Source organism: Pantoea sp. Taur (genome assembly GCF_009830025.1).
GTDB lineage: Bacteria > Pseudomonadota > Gammaproteobacteria > Enterobacterales > Enterobacteriaceae > Pantoea > Pantoea communis.
In genome coordinates this window covers 53,981-76,085 of sequence record NZ_SZZZ01000019.1, presented here as the reverse complement: position 1 = coordinate 76,085, position 22,105 = coordinate 53,981, and the positions used below count along the sequence as shown (strand labels likewise).

Annotated in this window: 20 protein-coding genes; 14 read left to right on the top strand and 6 right to left on the bottom strand. The window is 55.9% G+C overall.

Translation table 11 applies throughout. The annotated features are described in order from the left end of the window. The first annotated feature begins 9 nt into the window (after positions 1–9). Positions 10–777: a phospholipid-binding lipoprotein MlaA gene (mlaA, locus tag FD744_RS20700; RefSeq protein WP_160869181.1), complete on the top strand. Its 768-nt coding sequence runs from the start codon at positions 10–12 to the stop codon at positions 775–777. A 45-nt stretch (positions 778–822) separates the two neighbouring features. Here mlaA and fadL read toward each other — a convergent pair whose 3' ends face one another. Continuing rightward, positions 823–2,106 carry a long-chain fatty acid transporter FadL gene (gene fadL / locus FD744_RS20695; protein WP_034825171.1) on the bottom strand — a complete coding sequence of 428 codons (1,284 nt, stop codon included), beginning with the start codon at positions 2,104–2,106 and terminating at the stop codon, positions 823–825. Between the two features lie 358 nt (positions 2,107–2,464). Here fadL and FD744_RS20690 point away from each other — a divergent pair, with 358 nt between their 5' ends. From FD744_RS20690 to sixA, 4 genes are all read left to right on the top strand, one after another. Then, a complete protein-coding gene (locus tag FD744_RS20690; protein ID WP_072226461.1) occupies positions 2,465–2,761 on the top strand; it encodes a YfcZ/YiiS family protein in 297 nt (98 codons plus the stop codon). A 167-nt stretch (positions 2,762–2,928) separates the two neighbouring features. Continuing rightward, positions 2,929–4,239, top strand: coding sequence for an acetyl-CoA C-acyltransferase FadI (gene fadI, locus FD744_RS20685; protein WP_034825169.1), 1,311 nt, complete (start codon positions 2,929–2,931; stop codon positions 4,237–4,239). Next, positions 4,239–6,368 (top strand): fatty acid oxidation complex subunit alpha FadJ, encoded by a 2,130-nt coding sequence (fadJ, locus tag FD744_RS20680; RefSeq protein ID WP_160869179.1) that lies wholly within the window; start codon positions 4,239–4,241, stop codon positions 6,366–6,368. The genes fadI and fadJ overlap by 1 nt, the downstream gene beginning before the upstream one ends. Positions 6,369–6,563: 195 nt before the next feature. Continuing rightward, complete coding sequence (sixA, locus tag FD744_RS20675; RefSeq protein WP_034825272.1) at positions 6,564–7,046, top strand: phosphohistidine phosphatase SixA; 483 nt, start codon at positions 6,564–6,566, stop codon at positions 7,044–7,046. 58 nt (positions 7,047–7,104) lie between these two features. Here sixA and smrB read toward each other — a convergent pair whose 3' ends face one another. Next, a complete protein-coding gene (gene smrB, locus FD744_RS20670; protein WP_160869177.1) occupies positions 7,105–7,653 on the bottom strand; it encodes an endonuclease SmrB in 549 nt (182 codons plus the stop codon). 156 nt (positions 7,654–7,809) lie between these two features. On the opposite strand from smrB, the gene prmB reads away from it, so the two are divergent. From prmB to FD744_RS20640, 6 genes are all read left to right on the top strand, one after another. Next, positions 7,810–8,742, top strand: a complete 933-nt coding sequence (gene prmB, locus FD744_RS20665) for a 50S ribosomal protein L3 N(5)-glutamine methyltransferase (RefSeq protein WP_160869175.1) — start codon at positions 7,810–7,812, stop codon at positions 8,740–8,742. A gap of 45 nt (positions 8,743–8,787) precedes the next feature. Beyond that, a complete protein-coding gene (gene aroC, locus FD744_RS20660) occupies positions 8,788–9,873 on the top strand; it encodes a chorismate synthase (protein ID WP_160869173.1) in 1,086 nt (361 codons plus the stop codon). A 7-nt stretch (positions 9,874–9,880) separates the two neighbouring features. After that, positions 9,881–10,705 (top strand): penicillin-insensitive murein endopeptidase, encoded by an 825-nt coding sequence (mepA, locus tag FD744_RS20655; RefSeq protein WP_160869193.1) that lies wholly within the window; start codon positions 9,881–9,883, stop codon positions 10,703–10,705. A 130-nt stretch (positions 10,706–10,835) separates the two neighbouring features. Next, complete coding sequence (locus FD744_RS20650) at positions 10,836–11,633, top strand: sulfite exporter TauE/SafE family protein (protein ID WP_160869171.1); 798 nt, start codon at positions 10,836–10,838, stop codon at positions 11,631–11,633. Between the two features lie 67 nt (positions 11,634–11,700). Next, positions 11,701–12,246, top strand: a complete 546-nt coding sequence (locus tag FD744_RS20645) for an elongation factor P hydroxylase (RefSeq protein ID WP_034825153.1) — start codon at positions 11,701–11,703, stop codon at positions 12,244–12,246. A 156-nt stretch (positions 12,247–12,402) separates the two neighbouring features. Further along, positions 12,403–12,684 carry a YfcL family protein gene (locus FD744_RS20640; protein ID WP_034825151.1) on the top strand — a complete coding sequence of 94 codons (282 nt, stop codon included), beginning with the start codon at positions 12,403–12,405 and terminating at the stop codon, positions 12,682–12,684. Positions 12,685–12,714: 30 nt separating this feature from the next. Here the strand turns inward: FD744_RS20640 and mnmC are convergent, their stop codons facing one another. Further along, complete coding sequence (mnmC, locus tag FD744_RS20635; RefSeq protein ID WP_160869169.1) at positions 12,715–14,727, bottom strand: bifunctional tRNA (5-methylaminomethyl-2-thiouridine)(34)-methyltransferase MnmD/FAD-dependent 5-carboxymethylaminomethyl-2-thiouridine(34) oxidoreductase MnmC; 2,013 nt, start codon at positions 14,725–14,727, stop codon at positions 12,715–12,717. A 155-nt stretch (positions 14,728–14,882) separates the two neighbouring features. Here mnmC and fabB point away from each other — a divergent pair, with 155 nt between their 5' ends. Next, positions 14,883–16,103 carry a beta-ketoacyl-ACP synthase I gene (gene fabB, locus FD744_RS20630; RefSeq protein WP_034825147.1) on the top strand — a complete coding sequence of 407 codons (1,221 nt, stop codon included), beginning with the start codon at positions 14,883–14,885 and terminating at the stop codon, positions 16,101–16,103. Positions 16,104–16,320: 217 nt separating this feature from the next. Continuing rightward, a complete protein-coding gene (locus tag FD744_RS20625; protein ID WP_160869167.1) occupies positions 16,321–17,502 on the top strand; it encodes an MFS transporter in 1,182 nt (393 codons plus the stop codon). Here FD744_RS20625 and FD744_RS20620 read toward each other — a convergent pair. Then, positions 17,465–18,901: a PLP-dependent aminotransferase family protein gene (locus FD744_RS20620; protein ID WP_160869165.1), complete on the bottom strand. Its 1,437-nt coding sequence runs from the start codon at positions 18,899–18,901 to the stop codon at positions 17,465–17,467. The genes FD744_RS20625 and FD744_RS20620 overlap by 38 nt on opposite strands. Positions 18,902–18,987: 86 nt before the next feature. Here FD744_RS20620 and FD744_RS20615 point away from each other — a divergent pair, with 86 nt between their 5' ends. After that, positions 18,988–19,431: a rhodanese-like domain-containing protein gene (locus tag FD744_RS20615; RefSeq protein WP_160869163.1), complete on the top strand. Its 444-nt coding sequence runs from the start codon at positions 18,988–18,990 to the stop codon at positions 19,429–19,431. 1 nt (position 19,432) lies between these two features. Here the strand turns inward: FD744_RS20615 and flk are convergent, their stop codons facing one another. Together flk and FD744_RS20605 are read right to left on the bottom strand one after the other, a co-directional pair. After that, the gene (flk, locus tag FD744_RS20610; RefSeq protein WP_160869161.1) at positions 19,433–20,464 is read right to left on the bottom strand and encodes a flagella biosynthesis regulator Flk; all 1,032 of its coding nucleotides are present in this window, start codon (positions 20,462–20,464) and stop codon (positions 19,433–19,435) included. Between the two features lie 120 nt (positions 20,465–20,584). Beyond that, the gene (locus FD744_RS20605) at positions 20,585–22,093 is read right to left on the bottom strand and encodes a tripartite tricarboxylate transporter permease (RefSeq protein WP_034825138.1); all 1,509 of its coding nucleotides are present in this window, start codon (positions 22,091–22,093) and stop codon (positions 20,585–20,587) included. Positions 22,094–22,105 lie beyond the last annotated feature (12 nt).

Sequence of the window (22,105 nt, the reverse complement as noted above, 5' to 3'; positions counted from 1 at the left end):
GAGATAAGAATGAATAACCGCCTGACCGGTCTGGCGCTGGCCAGCTTGCTGCTGGTGGGATGTGCCAGTTCCAAACCGGCCGATCCAACGCAGCCTGCCCAGCGTAGCGATCCGCTCGAAGGCTTTAACCGCACCATGTTTAACTTCAACATGAACGTGCTGGATCCTTATGTGGTGCGCCCGGTTGCGGTTGCCTGGCGTGACTATGTGCCGGTGCCTGCGCGCAGTGGTATGAGCAATTTCCTCGGCAACCTGGATGAACCTGCCAGCATGCTGAACTCGATTCTGGTGGGTGAACCGCGCCAGGCAGGAATCCACTTCACGCGTTTCTTCCTCAATACCGTATTGGGCTTGGGCGGATTTATCGATGTGGCGGGCAAAGCGAATCCTGAACTGGCGCGAGAAGTCCCGCACCACTTCGGTAGCACGCTGGGTCGTTACGGTGTGGGCTACGGTCCTTATGTGGTTCTTCCGGTTTATGGCAGCTTCACGGTGCGTCAGGATGGCGGCGACTATGTCGATACGCTTTATCCGGTACTGAGTTGGCTGACCTGGCCGATGTCGATTGGTAAATGGACACTGGAAGGTGTGGAAACACGTGCACAGCTGTTGGATTCCGACGCCATCCTGAAACAGCAGCAGGATCCCTATGCGTTTATCCGCAACGCCTATTTCCAGCGTAATGATTTCCTCGCCAACGGCGGGAAGTTAAAACCGGAAGAGAATCCGAACGCCAGTGCGATTCAAGACGATTTAAAAGATATCGATTCACAGTAACAAAAATGGCGACCTTAACAGTCGCCATTTTTTATGGTTTCAGCATCAGAACTTGTAGTTAAAGTTCGCACCGTACAGCCAGGCTTTACCTTCGGAGTTAAAGGTGTAAGGGCCTTCTTTCACGGTGACTTTCTGGCCGTGCATGTAAGAGATACCAAGGTCGACTGACGCATTTTCGTTGAAGGCGTAAGAAGCACCGGCACTCAACCACAGACGGTCCTGATCCGGAATTGAGATTGAGCGTTTATCGGCAGGAACCGGGCTGTCATCAAACGCGATACCAGTACGGAACGTCCAGTTATCGTCGTAGAAGTAAGTGGTACCCAGCGCGATGCGATACGCATCCTTGAAGCCTTCATCTTTATAGAACAGCGTCTGACCGTTGCTGCCCGTGGCCTTCAGCTCCTGGAACTGGCTCCAGCTGGTGTAGGTCAGGCTATAGTGTACGGCCCACTGTGGTGCCACTTTATGCCAGCCCGACACTTCCCACATCTCTGGCAAGTTCAGCGTGAGTGAACCCGGAATGGTTTGGCCGCTGGTGCCGTATGGCAGTCCTAAGGCAATCGCCTGCGGTGTACCGTTGTAAGCGGTTGGGATGCTGCTCTTATAATCGCCGTCAAAGTCGATTTTGACTTCTGAACGATAGGTGAAGCCGAAGCGGTTGTTCTTATCCACTTCATACAGGATGCCAGCGTTCCAGCCGTAACCCCATTCATCACCTTTCAGGTGGGCAACCTGAGTATCCGCTGGCATGCCGACGCGAGCGCCGGCTTCACCCGCATAACGTTCGATTTTTGCTTTAGCGTAAACCGCATCAAAGCCAACACCAAAGCTGAAGTGCTCATTCAAACGATAAGCGGTGCTAAGGTTAAAGTTACCGGTCATCAGGTCGGTTTTACCACCGTAACCGCCCGCGGTGTAACCGTCATTGAACTCTGTCGCCAGACCATAGTTAGAGGTGACGGATGCGCCTACCCACCACTGATCGTTAATCGGGTGAACGTAATGGAGGTTAGGGATCCACTGATTCGGTGCGATGTTTTTCGCATTCAGGCTGTTGCCGGTTGGGCTCTGGCCGCTGATATCCACTTCTGGATCAATATAAACGGTACCGATGGAGAAAGAAGGGCGATCCATCAATGCCATGGTCGCCGGGTTACGACTGGCAGAGGCGGCGGTATCGCCCATCGCACCTTCACCCGAATAAGCACGACCTAAACCAATTGCTGAGAATTCATTAAGTTGAAAGCCTGCGGCGTAAACTTGGGAAGAGATAAGCGCCACTGCAGCTGCCACAGCTGACTTTGCAAACAGGTTCTTATGGTTCATGACCACAACCTCATCTAGATTTATTATTAAACGTTGTTACGTCGCGTAACAAAGGACGGCGGATTGTAGGGACTGATGACAAAGGCACATATCAGACCAGTGCGTCGAGTATAGGTCTGACCTGTGTATTTGTTGCAATAATGTTTTTTAAATATTTCCGATTTGATCGATAAAATCAGATCTGCTTAACAAAATCATGTCGATGCCCATCTAGCATAGCGGTCAAATTTGTTCTGGATCAATTTTTAGTGTGATATTCGTCACTTAGCCGCTGAGAGATAGAAGCCAGGCCGCGCGGGGCGTACACTTTGTGTCAGAAAATGATCCGATTGTGTCGATTTATCGTCAGGAGAAAACAATGACTGATGCCATTAAAAAATGCAGTGCCACGGAAACGGCGGCGTGCTGCTGCGTAGATGTAGGCACCGTAATGGACAATACCGATTGCACGGCGAGCTGGTCTGGCGCTTTTGCCGATCGTCATGCGGCTGAAGCGATGCTGAAGCACCTGACGGACAAAGCGCGTCAGGTTGAATCCGAGCCTTGCGAGATTCACGCAGAATTCGTTGAAGAAGCGCCAGGGCTACGCCTGAATGTTGATTTCACTTTTGCCTGCCAGGCCGAAACCTTGATTTTTCAACTCGGCTTACGCTAATCCTGTCGCTGCCGGAAGTCCTTCCGGCAGCGTTTTCTCTTTTTCGTGTCTTCCCTCGCACTTTTTTTCTTCTGTTATTGGCGACTTAGCAACACCTGGTTAACACTGATGATCAGGTCAGACCTGTTTGGCAATGATGCTACGGTCGTAAATTACAGGTGAGTGCAATGAGCAAAGCGCAGCCGCTGCTGACGCGTCAGGGCGAACGAATCGCCATAACCCATGGATTACGCACGCCTTTCGCCCGTCAGGCGAGTGATTTTCATGGCATTCCCGCGCTGGAGTTGGGGCGCATGGTGGTGTCAGAGTTGATGGCGCGCAGCGAATTGCCGGTCGACGTTATCGATCAACTGGTATTTGGCCAGGTGGTGCAAATGCCGGAAGCGCCCAATATTGCGCGCGAAATCGTGCTGAGCAGCGGATTGAGCGTGCACACTGATGCATACAGCGTCAGTCGTGCCTGTGCCACCAGTTTTCAGGCGGTGGCGAATGTGGCGGAAAGCCTGATGGCGGGTACCATTGATGCGGGTATTGCCGGTGGTGCAGACTCCTCATCGGTACTGCCTATTGGCGTCAGCAAGACGCTGGCGCGCGCGTTGGTCGATCTCAACAAAGCACGAACCTTCAGCAAAAAGCTGCAAATCTTACGCCGTCTACGCCCACGCGATCTGTTGCCTGTGCCGCCTGCGGTTGCAGAGTATTCCACCGGCTTACGCATGGGTGATACCGCCGAACAAATGGCGAAAACCCACGGCATCACACGTGAACAACAAGATGCTCTGGCGCTGCGCTCACATCAGCACGCAGCTCGTGCCTGGCAATCAGGCGTGCTGGCGCAGGAAGTGATGGCGGCCTTTGTGCCGCCATGGAAAGCACCGATTGAGCAGGACAACAACATTCGCTTTAACGCCAGCGCTAGCGACTACGCAAAATTGCGACCGGCCTTTGATCGTCGCCACGGTTCCGTCACGGCAGCCAACAGCACACCGCTGACCGATGGCGCGGCCGCGGTGATTTTGATGCGTGAAGGCCGTGCACGAGAACTGGGAATTACGCCGCTTGGCTATCTGCGCAGCTATGCGTTTACTGCGATTGATGTCTGGCAGGATATGTTGCTGGGTCCCGCTTATGCCTCACCGCTGGCGCTGGATCGCGCTGGCATTACCCTCAACGACCTGACGCTGATCGATATGCATGAAGCCTTTGCGGCACAGACGCTGGCCAATCTGAAAATGTTCCGTGATGAGCGTTTTGCGCGAGAGGTACTGAATCGCCCGCATGCCTTGGGTGAAGTGAATGAAGAACGTTTCAATGTGTTGGGCGGCTCCATTGCTTACGGCCATCCGTTTGCTGCCACTGGCGCACGTATGATCACCCAAACGTTGCATGAACTGCGGCGGCGCGGCGGCGGATTAGGACTAGTGACCGCCTGTGCAGCGGGCGGATTAGGCAGCGCAATGGTTCTGGAGGCCGAATAATGAGCGCATCTGCATTCCATTTACACATGCGCCTCGATCATGTCGGCATCATTACCATCGACGTGCCGGGCGAAAAGATGAACACGCTGAAAGCGGAGTTTGTCCCACAAATAAAAGCGGTGCTGGCTGAAGCGCGCAGCAATCCGAAGCTGGCGGGATTAGTGCTGATTTCGGGTAAAAGCGATAACTTTGTCGCCGGTGCGGACATCAGCATGATCGCCGATTGCCAGACGGCAGAAGAAGCGGAAGCTTTAGCCCGCCAGGGGCAAGAGGTAATGGCGGAGATTGCGGCGCTGCCTTTCCCGGTGGTCGCGGCAATTCACGGTGCCTGTCTCGGCGGCGGGCTGGAGTTGGCGCTGGCCTGCAGCGCACGTATCTGCACGCTGGATGATAAAACCCGCCTGGGCCTGCCGGAAGTGCAGTTGGGCCTGTTACCTGGCTCAGGCGGGACGCAGCGCCTGCCAAAACTGATTGGGGTGCCGCAAGCGCTACCGCTGATTCTGAGTGGTAAGCAGCTGCGTGCTAAACAGGCACTGAAACTGGGTATCGTTGACGATGCAGTGCCTCAATCCATCTTGCTGGAAACGGCGATTGCGCGTGTGCATAAAGGAAAGGTTGTTCGCCGTGAGTTGTCACGTCGCGATCGTCTGATGCAGGCGCCACTGGCGCGCTCGCTGTTATTCGCGATGGCAAAACGTCAAACCGACCGCAAAACGCAGGGGAATTACCCGGCGGCGGATCGCATTCTGCAAGTGGTGCGCACGGGGTTGGAGCAGGGCAGCCACGCCGGACACGCGGCGGAGGCGCGCGCCTTCGGCCAGCTGGCGATGACCCCTGAATCTGCGGCACTGCGCAGTCTGTTTTTTGCCTCGACCGCGATCAAGAAAGAAGCGGTGGCCAAGGCTGAACCGCGCGCATTAAAACACATCGGCGTGCTTGGTGGCGGATTGATGGGCGGGGGCATTGCCAGCGTAACGGCGCTGAAAGCCGGTTTTCCGGTGCGAATTAAAGACGTCAATCTCAATGGTGTGAACCATGCATTGCAATACAGCTGGGACCTGCTGAGTCAAAAAGTGAAGCGGCGCCAGCTGAAACCCGCTGAGCGTCAACAACAGATGGCGCGCATCAGCGGCGGTATCGATTATCAGGGGTTCAGCCAGCGCGATCTGGTGATTGAAGCGGTATTTGAGGATTTGACGTTGAAGCAGCAGATGGTAGCGGATATCGAAAGTCATTGTCAGCCACACACCATCTTTGCTTCCAACACCTCTTCGTTGCCGATTGGCGATATTGCCGCCAACGCGCAGCGCCCCGAGAATGTGATTGGTCTGCACTACTTCAGTCCGGTGGACAAAATGCCGCTGGTGGAGGTGATTCCGCATGCGGGCACCTCGGCTGAAACGCTGGCGACCACGGTGCAGTTGGCGCGTCAGCAAGGCAAAACAGCGGTGGTGGTGGCCGATAAACCCGGTTTTTACGTCAACCGCATTCTCGCGCCCTATATAAATGAAGCCATGCGCTGCTTGCTGGAAGGGGAGCCGGTGGACCATATCGATCGCGCGTTAGTGAAGTTCGGTTTTCCTGTCGGGCCATTACAGTTGCTGGATGAAGTGGGCATTGATGTCGGCAGCAAAATCAGTCCGATTTTGCTGCAGGCTTATGGCGAGCGTTTCAGCGCACCCGAGGCGGTCAATGCCATCCTGGCCGATGGCCGCAAAGGGCGTAAAAACCAGAAAGGATTTTACCTTTACAACGCGGCTCGCTGGCCGGGAAAACGCAAAGTGGATGCCTCTATCTATGGCCTGATTAACGTCAGGCCGCAGGCAAAGCAGAACGAAGAACAGATTGCGCAACGCTGCGTGATGATGATGCTGAATGAGGCCGCACGCTGTCTGGACGAGTCCGTGGTGCGCAATGCTCGGGATGGTGATATCGCGGCGGTATTTGGCATCGGATTCCCGCCTTTTCTCGGCGGGCCGTTCCGCTATATGGATCAACGCGGCGTCAGCCAAATCGTCAATACATTACGTGCATTAATGCAGCAACATGGCGATCGTTTCGCGCCCTGTGACGCTTTAATGGCAATGTCAGAAGCGCAAACGAATTTTTACACTTCTGCACAAATATGAATAGGCGCACAGATTCAGCGGGTTAGTTATGGTGCCATGAAGAAGGTGGTGCGGCACCATTCTGAGATGTGCTTATTTAATAAACAACCGGTTGACTATACTGAAGCCATTGGGGTAAAACACAGCGTTCATTCGCAGAATGAAGCGTCTGGTGCTGTGGTACCCGACGATATCGACAAACAACAGCGGTGCTTTATGCAAGTTTTTATCATGCGTCATGGCGATGCAGCTCTGGAAGCAGCGAGTGATTCAGTACGCCCACTCACAATCTGTGGCTGTGACGAATCGCGCCAGATGGCGAGCTGGCTAAACGGCCAGGCGCTGGATATCGAAAGGGTGTTAGTGAGCCCTTATCTCCGTGCAGAGCAGACGCTCGCCACGGTTCGTGAGGCACTGAAGCTGCCAGAAGGGCAGGACGTGCTACCAGAACTGACGCCAGGTGGCGATCCGGGCATGGTGGCCTGTTATCTGCAGGCGCTGGCGCAGCAGGGTGTGAAATCAGCCTTAGTCATTTCGCATCTGCCGCTGGTGGGCTATCTGGTGTCAGAGCTTTGCCCGCAGGAAGCGCCACCGATGTTTGCTACGTCGGCAATTGCTTATGTGAACTTTGATGCAGACGCCTGTGAAGGCAAACTGGAGTGGCAGGTCAGCCCGTCAAAACTGGCCAAAGCGATGTAATGTCGCCAAAAGTCATATCTCTATGGGCCGCCTTCTGCGGCCCTTTCCTTTTTAAGGATTAAGGCAGCTCCGGTGGTTGCCACTCTTCGACTTCAATCAGCACCAGCAGCGCGGCATCGCCGCCAAATAACTTCGGTGCCTGGTGAAATGCCATCACATGCGGATGTTGCGCCAACCACAGCGGTGTTTGCTGCTTGAGGATGTGCTTGCCGTGTCCGGTCATTACGCTGGCACAGAACAGATGTTCACGGCGGCAGGCGGCAATGAGCGCCCCCAGCTCTTGTTTGGCCTGCTGCTGTCTTAAACCATGAAGATCGAGAAAAATTTCCGGCGTGTAATCGCCGCGTCGCAATTTCTTCAGCTCGTAATGACTGACATCCGCGCGCACATAACGCATCGGCCCCTCGCTGGAGAGCAAAGGCTGAAACTCATCTGAGAAGTAGTGAGTGTTATCGGCTTGCTCGGAAAGCAGTCTTTTCAGCGGGACTTCGCGGGTTTTCACTACCGGTTTGTGCACGATAGTGTCTTGTTTCAGCTTACGCGTTCCGCTCATCAACTCACGAAACAGCGCCTGATCGTCCTGGTTTAGGGGCGTCTTCTTACTCATGGCTCAAAATAGGGTTAGAGGGCTGGTTAACAGCCGGTGGCATACCTTAACGCTTAGCGTTAACAAATGTCAGCTTTTTCGCCTCGCTGCGCTGAATTCTGCCCGGCTTCGTGGCACACTATCGGCCGATTGATTTTAAGGCCTGCGGAGGGCTACGTGGACAAGATTTTCGTCGATGAGGCAGTGAGTGAACTGCACACCATTCAGGATATGCTGCGCTGGGCTGTCAGCCGTTTTTCGGCGGCAGGCATTTGGTACGGCCACGGCACGGATAATCCCTGGGACGAAGCAGTCCAACTGGTTCTGCCCACGCTCTGGCTGCCGCTGGATATCCCTGAAGATATGCGCAATGCGCGCCTGACGGCCAGCGAGCGTCACCGCATTGTTGAACGTGTGATTCGCCGCGTTAACGAGCGCATTCCGGTGGCCTATCTCACCAATAAAGCCTGGTTCTGTGGTCACGAGTTCTATGTCGATGAGCGCGTATTAGTGCCGCGTTCACCGATTGGTGAGCTGATTGAGAACCGCTTTGCCGGTCTGGTTGGTGAACAACCGCACCACATTCTCGATATGTGTACCGGCAGTGGCTGCATCGCGATCGCCTGTGCTTATGCCTTCCCGGAAGCGGAAGTCGATGCGGTGGATATCTCCACGGATGCGCTGGCGGTGGCGGAGCAAAACATTGAAGAACACGGGTTGATCCACCATGTCACGCCTATTCGTGCCGACCTGTTCCGCGGCCTGCCGCAGGTGAAATACGATCTGATCGTCACCAATCCACCGTACGTGGATGCGGAAGATATGGACGATCTGCCGAATGAATATCGCCACGAACCGGAACTGGGCCTGGCAGCAGGCAGTGATGGTCTGAAACTGGTGCGCCGTATTCTTGCCTGTGCCCCGGATTATCTAAGTGAGCAGGGCGTGCTGATTTGTGAAGTGGGCAACAGCATGGTGCATATGATGGATCAGTACCCGGATGTGCCGTTTACCTGGCTGGAGTTCAATAACGGCGGTGACGGTGTGTTTATGCTGACGCGCGAGCAGATCGTCGCGGCACAGCATCACTTCTCCTTCTACAAAGACTAAAAATGGGGCGAGACATCGCCCGCAACATCGCAACAAGGAACCACAATGGCCGGTAACAGCATTGGACAAGTTTTTCGCGTAACCACCTTTGGCGAGTCGCATGGTATTGCGCTGGGCTGCATCGTTGATGGCGTGCCGCCAGGCATTCCTCTTACGGAAGCGGATATTCAGCACGATCTCGATCGCCGCCGTCCGGGCACATCGCGCTACACCACCCAGCGCCGCGAACCGGATCAGGTGAAAATTTTGTCCGGCGTGTTTGAGGGCGTCACCACCGGCACCTCTATCGGCCTGCTGATTGAAAATACTGATCAGCGTTCACAGGATTACGGCGCAATCAAAGATCTGTTCCGCCCCGGCCATGCGGATTACACCTACGAGCAAAAATATGGCCTGCGCGACTATCGCGGCGGTGGCCGTTCCTCTGCGCGTGAAACCGCGATGCGCGTGGCGGCGGGTGCGATTGCCAAAAAGTATCTGCAAATGAAGCACGGCATTCAGGTACGTGGTTATCTGGCACAGATTGGTGATGTAGCCTGCGAGCTGAAAGACTGGAGCATCGTTGAAGACAACCCGTTCTTCTGCCCGGATGCTTCGAAGCTGGAAGCGCTGGATGAACTGATGCGTGGCCTGAAGAAAGAGGGTGACTCGATCGGCGCTAAAGTCACGGTGATGGCAGAGAACGTGCCACCGGGACTGGGCGAGCCGGTATTTGATCGTCTGGATGCCGATTTGGCGCATGCGCTGATGAGCATTAACGCAGTGAAAGGCGTGGAAATTGGAGACGGTTTCGCGGTGATTAACCAGCGCGGTAGCCAGCATCGCGATGAGATTCGTGCCGACGGTTTCCAGAGCAACCACGCGGGTGGCATTTTGGGTGGCATCAGCAGCGGCCAGACCATCAGTGCGAACCTGGCGATGAAACCCACCTCCAGCATCACCGTGCCGGGTAAAACCATCACCCGTGAAGGCGAAGAAGTGGAGATGATCACCAAAGGTCGCCACGATCCTTGCGTCGGTATCCGTGCGGTACCGATTGCCGAAGCGATGATGGCGATTGTGTTGATGGACCACCTGCTGCGCCAGCGTGCGCAAAACGGTGACGTCAACAGCAGCGTACCGCGCTGGTAAGCCAATGATGCGCCGCCTGCTCACCACCGTTGCCGCGCTGTTGTGCAGTGCGACCGCCTTTGCCGCCACTCCCTGGCAGCAAATCCATCAGCCCATTGCTGGCAGCCCACAGTCGATTGGCGGGTTCGCCAACGGCTGTATTGTCGGTGCACAGCAACTGCCACTCAATTCACCCAATTATCAGGTCATGCGTCAGGATCAGCGGCGTTATTTCGGCCATCCCGATCTGATTGCCTTTATTCAGCGTCTCAGTACCCAGGTGCATCAACTGCAGCTGGGGCAGGTGTTGATTGGTGATATGGGCATGGCGGCCGGCGGGCGCTTCAGCAGTGGGCATGCCAGCCATCAAACCGGGTTGGATGTCGATATCTGGTTGCAGCTGCCGCAAAACCGCTGGACGGCGCAGCAGCTGCTGAAGCCACAGCCACTGGATTTGGTGGCACCGGATGATAAGCAAGTGATTGCGCGTCATTGGCAGCCGCAGATCGACAGCCTGATCAAGCTGGCGGCGAAAGATAATGAAGTGACACGTATCTTCGTCAATCCGGCGATTAAAAAGCAGCTTTGTGCGGATGCCGGAAGCGATCGTGCCTGGCTGAATAAAGTGCGCCCGTGGTTTGCCCATCGTGCGCATATGCACGTGCGTTTGCGCTGTCCAGCTGGCAGTCTGGAGTGCGAAGATCAGGCGGCACCGCCGCCAGGTGATGGTTGTGGTGCAGAGTTAGACAGTTGGTTCCTGCCAAAAAAACCGGGTAGCACGCCGCCTGTGAAGAAAACGCCGCCGCCGTTGCCGCCATCCTGTCAGGCACTATTAGATCGTCATTTACTCTAGCCTTGACGCTTCCTGTTGCAGCAGCATTGGCAACGTTCTCTCTCCCTGGCACGGATGTTTGTGAGACCGGGAGAGAGCACGGATGCCCAGCCTGCAATAAGAATGGTCGGGTTAACTTTACGAGAAAAAAATGGACCTCTTTGTTGTTAGCCCACTGCTGCTGGGCGTGTTGTTTCTGGTTGCGGTGCTGGCAGCGTTTATCGACTCTATAGCTGGCGGCGGTGGCTTACTCACCGTGCCTTCATTACTCGCTGCAGGGCTCTCTCCCGCGCAGGCGTTAGCCACCAATAAATTACAGTCGGTCGGCGGATCTTTCTCTGCCAGCCTCTATTTTGTGCGTCGCGGCGCGGTGAAACTGCGTGAACAGCGACTGAACATTGCCATGACCTTTATCGGCGCAGTGTGTGGCACGGTGCTGATTCAGCATATTCAGGCGGAGGTGCTGCGACAAATTCTGCCGCTCCTGCTGATCAGCATCGGTTTATGGTTCCTGTTAATGCCGCGCCTGGGTGAGTCGGACCGTGAGCATCGCCTGCAGGGGATCGCTTTTGCGCTGGTCGGCGGTGGTTGCGTCGGTTTTTACGACGGCTTTTTTGGTCCGGGTGCCGGTTCATTCTATGCATTGGCGTTTGTGACGCTATGTGGCTTCAATCTTGCCAAGGCCACCGCCCACGCCAAAGTCCTAAATTTCACCTCCAATTTCGGTAGCCTGCTGTTCTTTATGTTTGGCGGAAAGGTAGTGTGGGGCACGGGCGTGATCATGTTGATTGGCGCATTCGTGGGCGCGCGTATCGGCGCCAGACTGGTGCTGAGCAGGGGTCAGAAGCTGATCCGCCCGATGGTGGTGACCGTTTCCGCCGTGATGAGCGCCAAATTATTGTGGGATAGCCATGGCAGTGCGTTGCTGGCGTGGATAGCCACGCTGTAAAGCAGTACTCGTCAAGAACGGCTGCCAATGCGACAATGGCGCTAATTTTTTTAAAGATTAAAATATTATGAGTACAGAACATCATTACCAGCAGCTGGTGGATATTTTTGATGGCTGCTTTGTTGAAGACTTTCAGACCCGTCTAATTAAAGGCGATGACGAACCTATTTATCTTCCAGCGGATGAGGAATCGCCGTGGAACCGCGTGGTGTTTGCTCACGGTTTCTACGCCAGCGCGCTGCACGAAATTTCTCACTGGTGTATTGCCGGTGAAGCGCGTCGCAAGCTGGTGGATTTTGGTTATTGGTACTGCCCGGATGGGCGGGATGCGCAAACGCAAAGTCAGTTCGAGTCAGTGGAAGTCAAGCCACAGGCGCTGGAGTGGCTGTTCTGTGTCGCGGCGGGCTTTCCCTTCAATGTCAGCTGTGACAACCTCGAAGGCGATTGTGAACCCGATCGCATCGCGTTCCAGCGCAAGGTCCATGCTCAGGTGATGACTTATTTTGAGCAGGGTATCCCGGCACGTCCGGCACGTTTTATCGATGCGTTAGCCAGCTATTACGGTACGCCAGCGCTGACGGCGGCACACTTCCCGTGGCCGGAAGATCTGTGATTCGCAAACATATTATTAATGACCCAAAGTCACCCGCGTTGCAGCATAACGGCGAATGAACGACCCCCGGGAACGCGAACCAGCGTGTAACGGGGCAAGAGCGTGAAGCCAGCGCAGTAGCGGCGCGGCGTATCAAGGGCAATAAGGAACAAGACGATGATCGTAGAATTCGAATCCCGCATCCTGGCATTGATTGACGATATGGTTGATCACGCCAGTGACGACGAGCTATTTGCCGGTGGCTATCTGCGTGGTCATCTGACCCTGGCGGTGGCTGAGATTGAAATCAGCGGTGAGCACACACCCGAAGCGCTGCAAATCCATGTGACCAACAGCCTGCAAAATGCGATTGCCGCGGGTGAACTGTCACCGCGCGATCAGGCGCTGGTGATTGGCATGTGGGATAATTTGTTCCAGCAGGCACGTCAGACCGCCTGATAAGTCGGGGCGGCCGCTCGCCCCGCCATCCTAGCGTCCCGCTTTCTTACCTTTCAGCAGTTTTCTTACCCAGTAACGATTCGGATTCAATGCCGCCAGCGTGGTGATATCCAGCGGTTGCGGCTCACCACTCATCTGTGCCGCCAGTACTTCCGCCGCCAGCGGCGCGCTGCACAAGCCGCGTGAACCCAGCGCACCCAGCACAAATAAACCGGCATGAACCGGTGCATCGGCAAGGGTTTCACCCCGTGCTCGTTGCCCCGGCAAATCAGCATATTGCACCAGCGTTGCGGCGTAATCAGGCGCGCTGCCACTCATCGGTAAGTGATCGCGCGTTGCGCAGCGCACGCCAACACGCGCCTCGTTATCACTGATATCCACCTGCTGTGGCCACTCTGCATCCGGCAGACAGTTCACCAGGCGCTGGCGGTTTTCCTGCTGATCGTCAGCACGGAAATCGGTTGTGGTATCGCCACGATGGTAGCTGGCCCCGATGCAGTGGGTGCTGAAATTCGGGCTGACTGGCGTGAGATAGCCGTCATAGCAGAGTACGGTATTTAACGCGCCCAGCTCAGGATTGGTCGGCACATGACTGACCTGACCCGCCACCGCGTAAACGGGCAAGTCTTTGCTTTGCTCAATTTCCAGCAGCGCATGGCCATTGGCGAGCACCACCTGCTGATGATTTACCGAGGGTTGCTCGCTGAAGTTCAGGGTCCAGCCCTCAGTCGTGGTTTCCAGCGTGGTGACGCGATGCAGCCAGTGCAGGCGTAAACCCAGCGTTTGCGCATGCTCCAATAGGTTGCTGGTCAGTTGCGACGGAGAGAGCCAGCCGCCCTGAGGATAGAAAATGCCACCACTACCGGTTTCGACGCCCGCTAATTGCTGCGCGTCCTCCTGACTTACGCCGTACGCCACATCATGCGGCAATCCCATCTCCAGCATTTGGGCGATCTTATCGGCACTTTTACTGTCCCAGCCGAGTTGCAATACACCGCTCCAGTGATGCTCGAACATCGCCGGTAGCTGGTCATACAAACGGCGGGCAAAGGTGAACGCCGCAGGGAAGAACGTGGCGAGAGCGGGATCGTGCTGATTGAGCAGCGGATAAAGTGCGCCCTGACGGTTGCCGGAAGCACCGAGCGCAGGTGCTGCATCCGCGCAATAAAGCGTCACCTTCCAGCCCCGGCGCAACAGCGCCAGCGCCAGTACGGCACTCGCCACGCCACCGCCAACCAGCGCCACTTCCTGAGTGCGAGCTCCAGGGCGGGCATACCACGGTTGGCTGTGGGGCAGGTCAGCAACCTGCTCCATTACGCCCGTTAGCATTTCGCGTTTGTGACCAAAGCCTTTGCGCTTAGCCACGGTAAAACCCGCTTCCTGTAATCCCCGGCGGACAAAACCTGCCGAGGTGAAGGTCGCCAGCGTCCCACCCGGCCGGGCCAGACGGGCCATGGCGGCGAACAGTTCCGGCGTCCACATCTCCGGATTTTTAGATGGCGCAAAACCATCTAAAAACCATGCATCCACCTGAGCATTGAGACTGTCATCAAAGGTATTAATTAGCGCGTTAATATCACCGAGCCAGAGATCGAGCGTGACTTTACCGTTGTTGAACAGTAAACGCTGGCAACCCGGCAGCGCCTGTGGCCACTGTTGCTGTAACTGTTCTGCCCAGTGCGCCAGCTCAGGCCAGTGTGCGTGCGCTGCGACCAGATCGGTTTGCGTCAGTGGGAATTTTTCGCAGCTAATGAAGTGCAGTCGCTTAAGTGTCGCGTCGGGATGTTCGCTACAGAAGCGATCGAACGCTTGCCACAAGGTAAGAAAGTTCAGACCCGTCCCAAAACCGCTTTCCGCGACAATAAAAATATCGCGTGAATGTTGAGCGAAACGGACAGGAATTTGGTTGCCGTTGAGGAAAACATAGCGCGTCTCCTCCAACCCGTTGTCGTTGGAGAAATAGACGTCATCGAATGCTCGGGAAACAGGTGTACCCTGATCATTCCAGTTTAATTGCGCGTGTTCAACCGGGGCTAATTTCACGGGAAAGGCTCGTTTTTCAGGCAGTGGCGCGATTTTAACGACTGCCGTCACATGACGCAAATTTACAAAAGGAAATGGCTGATCGGACTTGTTCGGCTTACAACTGTAAGCTAGAGTGCACGTCAATCCAAAAGAAGTGGAATGAGGACTATTGAATGAAACGTGCAGTGATTACTGGCCTGGGTATCGTTTCCAGCATTGGTAATAACCAGCAAGAAGTGCTGGCTTCTCTGCGTGAAGGCCGTTCGGGTATCACCTTCTCTGAAGAGATGAGAGATATCGGTATGCGCAGCCACGTATGGGGCAACGTCAAACTGGATACCAACGGGCTCATCGATCGCAAAATCGTGCGTTTCATGAGTGATGCTTCAATCTACGCTTACCTGTCTATGGCAGAAGCGATTCAGGATTCCGGCCTGACTGACGAGCAGTATCAGAACAACCCACGCGTGGGTCTGATTGCCGGTTCAGGCGGCGGTTCTCCGCGTTATCAGGTGTTCGGTGCTGACGCAATGCGTGGCCCGCGCGGCTTGAAAGCGGTTGGTCCTTATGTGGTGACCAAAGCCATGGGTTCTGGTGTGTCAGCGTGTCTGGCAACGCCGTTCAAAATTCACGGTGTGAACTACTCAATCAGCTCTGCATGTGCCACTTCCGCACACTGCATCGGTAACGCGGTTGAGCAGATTCAGTTGGGCAAACAGGACATCGTGTTTGCTGGCGGCGGCGAAGAGCTGAGCTGGGAAATGGCCTGTGAGTTCGATGCGATGGGCGCACTGTCCACCAAATACAACGAAACGCCAGAAAAAGCCTCTCGTACTTACGATGCGAACCGTGATGGTTTCGTGATCGCTGGCGGCGGCGGCATGGTGGTGGTTGAAGAGCTGGAACATGCTCTGGCACGTGGCGCACACATTTACGCAGAAATCGTTGGCTACGGCGCGACCTCTGACGGTGCTGATATGGTGGCACCATCAGGCGAAGGCGCAGTGCGTTGCATGAAGATGGCCATGCAGGGCGTTGATACCCCAATCGATTACCTCAACACCCACGGTACTTCTACACCTGTCGGTGATGTGAAAGAGCTGGGTGCGATTCGCGAAGTGTTTGGTGACAACTCACCGTACATTTCTGCTACCAAAGCCATGACCGGTCACTCACTGGGTGCAGCGGGCGTGCAGGAAGCGATCTACACCTTGCTGATGCTGGAGCATAGCTTCATCGCACCAAGCATCAACATCGAAGAGATTGATGAAGCCGGTAAAGGCCTGAACATCGTGACGCAGCCGACTGAAAAAGCGCTGACCACCGTGATGTCCAACAGCTTCGGTTTCGGCGGCACCAACGCCACCTTGACCATGCGTAAGCTGCCAGCTTAATAGCGTGATCACCGTTTTCCAGGGGCCGGTTTATCCGGCCCCTGTTGTTTTTGACAATTCCCCCGCCGCTTGCCTACACTCTTCACATCTTGCCTGAAACAAAATAATCGTTTGTGCACAGTATGAACCAAACAACCCGTTTTCGCCTGAATACAGGGTGCGAACGTATGTTGGTTTTGCCTGTCGTGCACGCTCTGAACAAGGAGTTCATACCATCATGACCACGGCTGCTGATACGCAGACGCAATCTGTGCTGCCTTTGGGTTGCATATCCTTTGCGGTGTTTCTCACTTACTTAACCGCAGGGCTGGCGCTCCCGGTCATCCCACTGTACGTGCACCAGGAATTGGGCATGAGCAACCTGATGGTGGGTGTGGCGGTAGGGATTCAGTTCTTCGCCACGCTGCTGACGCGCAGCTTCGCCGGACGCCGAGCCGATCAGCACGGTGCCAAGCTCACCACCCAACACGGTATGATCGCCATCGCGCTGGTGGGTGTGGCGTATCTGGCCGCGGCGTTGTTGCCCGTTTCGCCGTGGGCAAAATTTAGTTTGCTGGCAGTGGGGCGTTTGTTACTCGGATTTGGTGAAAGCTTGCTGCTCACCGGCAATCTGACCTGGGGCATGGGGCTGGTGGGAAGCAAACGATCTGGCCTGGTGATGTCGTGGAACGGTATGGCGATTTATGGATCGCTGGCGGCGGGCGCACCGCTGGGTTTGTTGATCAATCAACATGGCGGATTCGCAGCACTCGGTGCTGTCGCGCTGCTGTTGCCACTGCTCTCGCTGGCGATCAATAGCTGGGTCACTAAAGTGCCGGTGGTGGGTGGTGAACGTCCCTCATTGTTCAGCGTGGTGAAAACTATCTTCCAACCCGGCATGGCGCTGGCGTTACAGGGCACCGGCTTCGCCGTGATCGGCACCTTTACCTCACTCTATTTTGCCGCAGAAAACTGGGGCAATGCCGGTTTTGCGCTAACTGCATTCGGCTGTGCTTTTGTATTGGTGCGCGTGTTCTTTGGCGGTTTGCCGGATCGTCACGGTGGCGTCCGCGTCGCAATGATTTCCCTGCTGGTGGAAACTGCCGGTTTGCTGGTGCTGGCATGTGCAAGCTCTGGCTGGATGGCGCTGGTAGGCGCCGCGCTCACCGGTTGCGGCTGTTCACTGATTTTCCCGGCGCTCGGCGTCGAGGTGATCAAACGTGTCTCGCCGCAAATTCGTGGCACGGCGCTGGGCGGTTTCTCTGCTTTCCAGGATATCGCTTACGGTGCCAGCGGCCCACTGACCGGCCTGCTCGCCACGGCGTTGGGTTATGGCTCGGTCTACCTTGCCGGTGCCTGCTGCGCAGCCCTGGGCATTCTCGTCACCTGGTCGTTTGCGCGTAGCGCGACAACAGCGTAACCAGCTTATCGCAGGCGCTGACAATCTCACCCGGCGTCAGCGCGGCAAAGCCCAGCAGCCAGCCCGATTGCGGCTGACTGTTGCTGTACAACGGCGACAGACGTGGCAACAGCAGACCGATTTCCCTCGCCTGCTGCGTGAGTTGTGCTTCCTCCCCCTGATGCAATGTTACCGTTAACTGCAGCCCGCCAGACGCTTGCAGCGGGGTCAGCCACGGCTGCAGGCGCGTGTTGATCTGCTCCAGCAATCGGTCGCGGCGGCTGTGGTAAAGCTGGCGCATCAGCCGCAGGTGGCTGGCAAAATGGCCTTGTTGGAGGAACTCAGCGGTAATCGCTTGTGGCAACAGCGCGCTGTGCCCATCCAGAATGCTACGTGCGCGACCCATGGCATCTACCAGTGCTGGCGGGACGACCATCCACGCCAGCCGCAGGGAAGGGAAGAGCGTTTTGGAAAAAGTGCCAAGGCAGATAACCCGGCTGTTATCCTCCAATCCCTGTAAGGCGGGAAGCGGGCGATCGTCATAGTGAAACTCACTGTCGTAATCATCCTCAATTAACCAGCTTTGCTGCTGGTGCGCCCAGTCGAGCCACTGCAGGCGGCGGGCAAGGCTCATCGCGGTGCCGGTGGGATAGTGATGTCCCGGCGTCAGATAAACCAGCCTTGCGTCTCCTTCAAGCGGCATCGCGCCTTCGCTATCCAACGGCATCGCACGGCAGTGTGCACCCGCAGCGAGGAAAGCGTTACGCGCGCCGGGATAGCCTGGCTCCTCAAGCCACACTTCATCATTGGCATCCAATAACATCAGAGCCAGTAACTGCAGGGCCTGCTGTGAACTGGTTAGGATAACGACTTGCCCGGCAGCACAGCGCACCCCGCGTGATAACGCCAGATAATCCGCCACCGCCTCACGAAGCGGCATAAAGCCTAGTGGATCGCCATAACCCATCACCTGGCTGCCCAGCGAGCGCTGCACGCTGTTACTGATCCGACGCCATTGGGTATGCGGGAAAGCGCGTAATTCAGGCGAACCGGCGGCAAACGCATGGGGGAACGGCGGATCCTGGCAGCCACCGGTTGCTAATATTTGCTCACCACGCCGTGAGAAACGAGGTGAGTTATGTGCGGGTGTGGTCGCCGCCCGTGCAGGCATTGCAATCGATACAAAAGTACCCCGACCCGCCCGCCTCTCCAGATAGCCTTCACTCTCCAGCTGCGCATAAGCGGCTTCCACCGTCACCCGCGACAGCGACAAATCCTCGGCTAACTGACGGCTGGAGGGTAAGCGTTGTTGATGGTGCAAATGGCCGCGGGTTATGGCCTCACGTAGCGTATGGCATAAACGTTCACGTAAGCCGCCGGATGACGTGTGATTAAACAGGGCTAAAAAAGAGTGGCGCATGCTGGTCTTATCACTGTGTGAAAAGTGGTATCAGATTGCAGACCACTTTGCCGTAAACTCAGGGAAAATTACACAAGGAGAATGCGATGTCATCAGTCTTACTCTTCCCGCCCGCGGATCCTCAGGAAAGCGTGGCGTATCTGCAGCACAAACTGAGTTATTACACCGATGCCTGGGATTTGGCAGAGGATCTGGCGCAAGGCGTCAATGCGATAGTGGTGGTTGATGCGCGATCCACTGATGTCTATCTGGCGGGGCACATCACCGGGGCGATTTCGTTTCCGCATCGCACTATGAATGCCGACTCCACCGCGCAACTGGATCGCAGCAAGATCTACATCACTTATTGCGATGGCATTGGCTGCAACGGTTCGACTAAAGCGGCATGGAAACTGGCTTCGCTAGGGTTTCAGGTCAAAGAGTTGATAGGTGGACTGGATTTCTGGAAACGCGATGGGCATCCATTGACGTGGGGAACGTCGCCCGGTGAATGGCCACAGGCCGCACCCGGCGCGCACTGTGGCTGTTAAGTTACAGAAATAGCCAGAGTAAAAAGAAGAACAGCGCCAGGCCAAGGATTACAGTCAGTGCCGGGCGCTGAGCCAGTGGACGCGGTAATATCTCGATCCACGGCGACCAGATCGGCTGCGGACGTAAATCACTGGCGGCGTGCGGCTGCTCCAGCGTTTTCTCGACGCGGCGGCTAAACAGCAAGTTGAGAAGATCTTGCGTTTGCGCGGGCGTCAGTACCGTTTGTGGCGTGGCCTGGAAACGTTGCTGGCTGTAATCCTCCAGCAGGCGTTGCTCGTCATGCGTCAGCGGCTGCTTCAGCGAAGTTTCCAGCATTTGTAAGGTCGGTGCGCTGTGTTGACCCAATGTCTGACGTACCTGCAAATATTGTGTCAGCAGCGGGAAGTGGCGAGAGGGAATTGGATCGCCACTCTTCAGATTGACCAGTTTCAGCGCTTCAGACAGCAGCTTGACCGGTGATTCGCCGGTCGTGGCCGCGAGACGCGTAACCTGTTGATTCAGCGATTGCTGTTCAGCTGGCAGCAGCGTGCGATCGGACGCGCGCGTTTGCTGCGGCTGCGGGATCGCCATCTGCCCATTTTGCAGCATGGTCAGCACCTGATGTAACTGGTCTTGCGACAGCGCACTCAGCACCGTTTGGTTAAATTGCTGACGAATAAAATCACTCACCGCCTGGCGATTATTGCCCTGCGGCAGCTTCTCCAATAGCTGCTGCAACAGCTGACGCGTGGCAAGGCTGTTCTGTACCTGGGTTAAACGCCCATTCAAATGCTGCTCGGCAGCAGGAAAATGACGCGATTGCAGCTCAGCATCATTCTTTACGCCCACTTCATGGCGTACGCCAGCCCACAATTCCGGAGCTTTCAAGGTGCTGAGTGACATGATGCGCACAATCAGACGTTCCAACGTGGTGCGCTGGGCAGGGGAGAGTGGCTGTTCGCCCGCCGGTCCGCCAGGACGAGTGGGGCCAGTCGCGTTAGTGAGCGTTGTACGATCGCCCGCGGGCACACCGGGACCGCTGAGAGGTTGCATGGCGGAATCCTTGAAAAACGAGGTCAGATCCGGGTGCGCCGGAAAAAAGAGGCCATATGATAGCAAAAGCCCCCGGGAAATCCACGGGGGCAGTGAGGGGAAATCGCGTCAGTTCTGGATTTATTCAGCTTCAGCCAGTTTGAGACGCTTACGACGCCAGCGTTTCCACAGTGGCGGCACGATCAGGACAGCGATCGCCAACACCAGCAACACTTTGCAGATCAGGCTTTCCCACAGAATCGGCAGGTTGCCGTTACTGATGGAGAGCGCACGGCGCAGGTTTTGCTCCAGCATCTCTCCCAGTACGAAGCCCAGAATCAGCGGCGACATCGGGAAATCCATTTTACGCAAGATATAGCCAAAGATACCCAGTCCGACCATCAGCAACAGATCAAAAGTGGTACTGTGCACGGCGTAAACGCCCACTGCAGAGATCGCGGCGATGGCGGGTACCAGGAACCACAGCGGGATGGTCAGCATGCGGGCGAAGATGTTGATCATCGGGATGTTCATGATCAGCAGCATCACGTTACCAATCAGCAATGCTGCAATCAGACCCCAGACGATATCCGGCTGTTCGGTAAACATCGCCGGGCCGGGTGTGATGTTGTACAGCGTCAGCGCACCGACCATCACCGCTGTGGTGCCGGATCCCGGAATACCCAGCGTCAGCATTGGAATAAAGGAGCCGCAAGCCGAGGCGTTGTTGGCCGCTTCAGGCGCTGCCACACCGCGAATATCCCCTTTACCAAACTGGTCACTGCCGCTGATTTTCTTCTCGCTCATATAAGCGATGGCACTGGCGATGGTGGCACCGGCGCCGGGCAGTACGCCCACAAAGAAGCCGATAAAGGAGGAACGCAAGGTAGCACCGGTTGCCTGCGCCGCTTCTTTCATGTTGAACATCATACGGCCACTGGCGCGAACCACTTTCTGCCCGCTGCTGGTGGATTCCAGCATCAGCAGTATTTCACTGACAGAAAACAGCCCGATCACCACGACCACAAATTGGATACCGTCGGAGAGGTGCACGCTGTCGAAGGTGAAACGATAGACGCCGGTATTGGCATCGACGCCAACGGTGGCCATACCCAAACCGATCAGCGCGGCTAAAAACGATTTCAACGGATTGTGGCTCATCATGCTGCCCAGACAGGCAATCGCAAACACCATCAGCGCGAAATACTCCGCCGGACCAAAGGCCAGTGACCAGTTGGCCAATATAGGGGCAAAGAGAATAATGCCGAGAATCGCGATAGTGGATCCAATAAATGAACTCACTGCTGAGATCGACAGGGCCACGCCAGCTTTGCCCTGTTGCGCCATCGGGTAGCCATCCAGCGCGGTCATGATTGCCCCGGCATCGCCTGGCACGTTAAGCAAAATAGAGGAGATACGACCACCGTACTCGCAACCGATGTAGACCGTAGCAAGCAGGATCAGCGCGGACTCGGCAGGTAAGTGCAGAGCAAACGCCAGCGGCATCAGGATCGCGACACCGTTAATCGGCCCGAGTCCGGGCAGTAGGCCAACAATGGTGCCAATAAAGCAGCCGATGAGTGCGATCATCAGGTTTTCCGGCGTCATCGCAACGGCAAACCCTTGCATCAGAAAAGACCAGGTATCCATGTGAGACTCCCG

Coding starts and splice junctions, on each gene's coding strand:
- mepA (WP_160869193.1), top strand. CDS start 9,881: ATGCGCCGCCTGCTCACCACCGTTGCCGCGCTGTTGTGCAGTGCGACC.
- FD744_RS20615 (WP_160869163.1), top strand. CDS start 18,988: ATGTCATCAGTCTTACTCTTCCCGCCCGCGGATCCTCAGGAAAGCGTG.
- smrB (WP_160869177.1), bottom strand. CDS start 7,653: ATGAGTAAGAAGACGCCCCTAAACCAGGACGATCAGGCGCTGTTTCGT.
- FD744_RS20605 (WP_034825138.1), bottom strand. CDS start 22,093: ATGGATACCTGGTCTTTTCTGATGCAAGGGTTTGCCGTTGCGATGACG.
- sixA (WP_034825272.1), top strand. CDS start 6,564: ATGCAAGTTTTTATCATGCGTCATGGCGATGCAGCTCTGGAAGCAGCG.
- flk (WP_160869161.1), bottom strand. CDS start 20,464: ATGCAACCTCTCAGCGGTCCCGGTGTGCCCGCGGGCGATCGTACAACG.
- FD744_RS20625 (WP_160869167.1), top strand. CDS start 16,321: ATGACCACGGCTGCTGATACGCAGACGCAATCTGTGCTGCCTTTGGGT.
- fadI (WP_034825169.1), top strand. CDS start 2,929: ATGAGCAAAGCGCAGCCGCTGCTGACGCGTCAGGGCGAACGAATCGCC.
- mlaA (WP_160869181.1), top strand. CDS start 10: ATGAATAACCGCCTGACCGGTCTGGCGCTGGCCAGCTTGCTGCTGGTG.
- fadL (WP_034825171.1), bottom strand. CDS start 2,106: ATGAACCATAAGAACCTGTTTGCAAAGTCAGCTGTGGCAGCTGCAGTG.
- aroC (WP_160869173.1), top strand. CDS start 8,788: ATGGCCGGTAACAGCATTGGACAAGTTTTTCGCGTAACCACCTTTGGC.
- FD744_RS20690 (WP_072226461.1), top strand. CDS start 2,465: ATGACTGATGCCATTAAAAAATGCAGTGCCACGGAAACGGCGGCGTGC.
- FD744_RS20640 (WP_034825151.1), top strand. CDS start 12,403: ATGATCGTAGAATTCGAATCCCGCATCCTGGCATTGATTGACGATATG.
- FD744_RS20620 (WP_160869165.1), bottom strand. CDS start 18,901: ATGCGCCACTCTTTTTTAGCCCTGTTTAATCACACGTCATCCGGCGGC.
- fabB (WP_034825147.1), top strand. CDS start 14,883: ATGAAACGTGCAGTGATTACTGGCCTGGGTATCGTTTCCAGCATTGGT.
- fadJ (WP_160869179.1), top strand. CDS start 4,239: ATGAGCGCATCTGCATTCCATTTACACATGCGCCTCGATCATGTCGGC.
- FD744_RS20650 (WP_160869171.1), top strand. CDS start 10,836: ATGGACCTCTTTGTTGTTAGCCCACTGCTGCTGGGCGTGTTGTTTCTG.
- FD744_RS20645 (WP_034825153.1), top strand. CDS start 11,701: ATGAGTACAGAACATCATTACCAGCAGCTGGTGGATATTTTTGATGGC.